The 3,349-nt window shown below is 47.6% G+C and carries 4 protein-coding genes; 1 reads left to right on the top strand and 3 read right to left on the bottom strand.

Annotated features, from left to right (window positions below):
• Positions 1-138 precede the first annotated feature (138 nt).
• Positions 139-462 carry a bluetail domain-containing putative surface protein gene (locus CJZ78_RS13960; RefSeq protein WP_143592970.1) on the top strand — a complete coding sequence of 108 codons (324 nt, stop codon included), beginning with the start codon at positions 139-141 and terminating at the stop codon, positions 460-462.
• A 19-nt stretch (positions 463-481) separates the two neighbouring features.
• Here the strand turns inward: CJZ78_RS13960 and CJZ78_RS13955 are convergent, their stop codons facing one another.
• The 3 genes from CJZ78_RS13955 to CJZ78_RS13295 all read right to left on the bottom strand — a co-directional run.
• Positions 482-1,210 (bottom strand): hypothetical protein, encoded by a 729-nt coding sequence (locus tag CJZ78_RS13955; RefSeq protein WP_143592969.1) that lies wholly within the window; start codon positions 1,208-1,210, stop codon positions 482-484.
• Positions 1,211-1,231: 21 nt separating this feature from the next.
• On the bottom strand, positions 1,232-1,894 hold the full coding sequence (locus CJZ78_RS13300; RefSeq protein WP_158217102.1) for a tetratricopeptide repeat protein: 663 nt from the start codon (positions 1,892-1,894) through the stop codon (positions 1,232-1,234).
• Positions 1,867-3,349 (bottom strand): tetratricopeptide repeat protein (locus CJZ78_RS13295; protein WP_143592968.1); only part of this gene is annotated, 1,483 nt, incomplete at its 5' end. The genes CJZ78_RS13295 and CJZ78_RS13300, both read right to left, overlap by 28 nt.

Below are 3,349 nucleotides of genomic sequence, written 5' to 3'. Positions count from 1 at the left end.
CCCATTGCCACAGCTAAAGACTGAGGGAGTTGAGCCGTCAGCCCCGGCTACGCCGGGGCTGATCCCCCCGAGTTACACCACTCCATGGGACGCCGCTGTGGGCGCGACGTTTTCAGATTAGATCGGCTTACCGATTCGTTGCTTGGTACTAGCGGGCAACCTGGTTTCGATCGTATTACAGATTATGCTATTGGTACTGATGTTATCGATGGCCCATCAGCTGTTGCCCGTGGACAGGTGGCACAGCTTGCTCAAATCCAAAACCTGAATCCAGCAACCCTTAGCACTCACCTTGCTGGCACTCAATTTAGAGCAAATGGTGCCTCAGTATTTGGATTGAGTGGCACGAGTAGATGGTTCTTGGCATTGAATGATAACGTGGCAGGATATAGTTCATTGAACGACGGAATTGTTAAGATTACAGGCTTTGGTGGAAGCCTATCTGATCTTCATATTGTCTAATAGTCAAAAAATTCTTGTCCTAGGCGAAAAACTCGGACCCATTGAGTTGCCGCAAACTGTTTCCATCAAAGGTCAGCAAATCATTAGCCAAGATTGTTGTTTTATTTTCAAATATTGCAATTACTCCTCCATTTGTTGGCCTCAGCCCACGCGCTCTTCCATTTCCATTTAATAGCAGCTCGTTGGTTTTGGCATTGAAAATAAATGTTGCTTTGGATCGTGCTAATTTCTTGACAGCTCTGTCGCTTTTAGCTGTCTTAAAGCGCGAGCCCAGTTTTTTTGTGTAGTCAGTAGTGTCCAATACGATCTTTGATCCTGATGCTCGATCAAAGTCACTGATCGATGTACTTTGTGCAAACGGGCTGGTGCTCAATGGAATAACATAAAAATCACGTCCTCCACCGCCTATCAACATTGAACCACCTGCCCGACTGGCCAGCAATGTTTCAGATTCTGATGTGCCTGTGATCGGATCGTTATTAAAGGGGTCGGTTGCACTAAGCAAGATTGATGTATGCCCCAATGGCGTAGATATTCCTGTAATGGAATCATCCCGTTTCTTGAACAGTTCATTTAGGTCGAATCCGTTTAACGCTAAAATATCATCCATTGGACTTACTTCTACATCTTGCCGGTGGCGATCCGCAGTGCTAGGTTCCATATCCCCAAGGCCTAAACCGGTAAGGAAGTCGTTAAAATCCTCAGCTAATTGAGTTGTATTTAACTGATTAAGGATGCTAACGGCCATGTTCATAAGGTTTTAATGGGTTTATTTGCATTGGCCGTTTGCCCAGCCAGCAGCATCAGTTTGGCCCAAGGTGGCTGCTTTGCGCCAATCCTCACATGCTCCTTTAAGATTTCCGGCTATCTCGCGTGTAATACCTCTGTTGCGCCAGGCAGCACTGAAGCGCGGATTGATGCTGATGGCTTTTGTGAAATCTGCAATGGCACCCTTAAGATCGCCCAGAGCCCCACGTGTGACACCACGGTTGGAATAGGCATGATCGTAACGGGGGTTAATCTCAATGGCCTTAGTGAAATCAGCAAGTGCTGCTTTTAAGTTGCCTAATGCACCTTGTATTAGACCTCTGTTTGAAAATGCCTTAGAACTAGTCTTGTCAAGTGAAATTGCTTTGTCATAATTGGCTAATGCGTTCTTGTTTTCACCAAGTTCTTGCTGAGCTTTGCCCAACGCATAATATAGGCTTGGCGAATTGTCAGTCTTCTTGCGTAGTTGTTCCAGGATGATTATTGCCCCTTTGTAGTCTTTTGCATCGATCCTTGCAAAAGCCTCCATGTATTCGCTGCTGTTTGCTAATGGATCTTGTTTTGAGGCGGCTGAAATTGGGTTAATGACCGCTGCAATTGCCACCATGGATGCGAAGAGTATCCGCGTTTTTGATTTTAATTTGTGCATTGAGTAGTCACCCATTGTTTTGCTTGACCATCTCCGAGCTCGCTGGCCCTTTGCCAATCTTTGCATGCATTCTGAATCTTTCCGATCGCTTCATAGGCCATACCTCGATTGGCGTAGGCCGTTGAATATGTTGGTTGTTGACTAATCGCTGCGCTATAATCGTCTATTGCTGCGCGATGCATGCCCAGAGTTGCATTGGCGATGGCACGATTGTTGAGCGCTGCCGTGAGAGAAGGTTGTAGTTCAAAAGCTTTGGAATAATCTTCGATCGCTCCTTTGAGATCTCCAATACTTGCTCTGATGATACCACGGTTGTTGTAGACGTTGGCTTGACCCCGGTTTACCTTTAGTGAACGTGTGTAGTCTTCTAGTGCACCTGTTTTATCCCCTAACTCGTCAAGCAGTCGCCCGCGTTTAAAAAGTGCAGCTGCGTGGTTGGGCTGTGCTGAAATGATTTTGTCGAAATCACTGATTGCATCATCGCGATACCCTGCATCTGTGCGCAGGTTGGCACGTGCATATAGTGCTATTGCGTTTGTCGGATTTGATTGTAGAACCATCGAATAATCGACTAGGGCTTGTTGTCGATTTCCCATTTCCGATAAAATCTCGGCGCGTCGGAGGCGGGCCGTTTCATTTATCGGCGATAGCTCAACTGCTTTGCTGTAGTCAAGTAAAGCTGCGTCTTTATTGCCGCTCAGTGCCAAGTTACCTGCTCTAGCGATATAAGCTCCGCTGTCGAGAGGATTAAGTTGAATTGCCTTGTTGTAATCAAGAAGTGCATTCATAGTATCCCCGACTTGCTCTTTGGCTTGTGCGCGCTTGAGATAAAGGGATGCATCCCTTGGACTTGCAGACAGCGCGAGGGTGTAGCTGTCGATCGCCGAGGTAAATTCTCCACGGCTTGATAAGCGTTCGGCTAATGCACGTTGCTCAAAAGGATTGGGCGAAGGTTGAATTGATTGAGAAAATGGAGATACTTTTTCGAGAATGCCCCCAAGTTTGCTCGTGCTCCATGCGGCGATTGCTGTTAAATGTTTTGCTATAGAGGAAATTTTTGCTTGACTGATAGATTTTGTGGATATGCTTTCGTTTCTTTTGGTGTGCTTCCGTTCAAGGCGATCGGCATTTTTGCGTTCCGCGGCCAGGCGTTGCTGCTGCTCGGCGCTTGCTTCTGCTGCGCGCATCTTCTCTAGGCGTATGGCTTCCTTCTGTTCAGCTGCGAGCCGCACCTTTTGCAAGCGTTCGGCATCTTTGCGTTCAGCGGCTAGGCGCTGCTGCTCGGCGCTTACTTCTGCTGCGCGCAGCTTCTCTAGGCGTATGGCTTCCTTCTGTTCAGCTTCGAGCCGCAGCTTTTGCAAACGTTCGGCATCTTTGCGTTCAGCGGCTAGGCGTTGCTGCTGATCGCGTTCTGCGGCTAAGTGCTGCTGCTCAAGCTGTGCAGCTTCTTTCTGTTTAGTTGCCAGATGC

Source organism: Synechococcus sp. 8F6, from assembly GCF_002252665.1.
Taxonomy (GTDB): Bacteria; Cyanobacteriota; Cyanobacteriia; order PCC-6307; family Cyanobiaceae; genus Cyanobium_A.
This window is presented reverse-complemented; position numbering and strand designations above follow the sequence as displayed.

Bases quoted from the DNA above. Each gene is read 5' to 3' on its own strand.
- CJZ78_RS13955 (WP_143592969.1), bottom strand. From the start codon at position 1,210: ATGGCCGTTAGCATCCTTAATCAGTTAAATACAACTCAATTAGCTGAG.
- CJZ78_RS13300 (WP_158217102.1), bottom strand. From the start codon at position 1,894: ATGGGTGACTACTCAATGCACAAATTAAAATCAAAAACGCGGATACTC.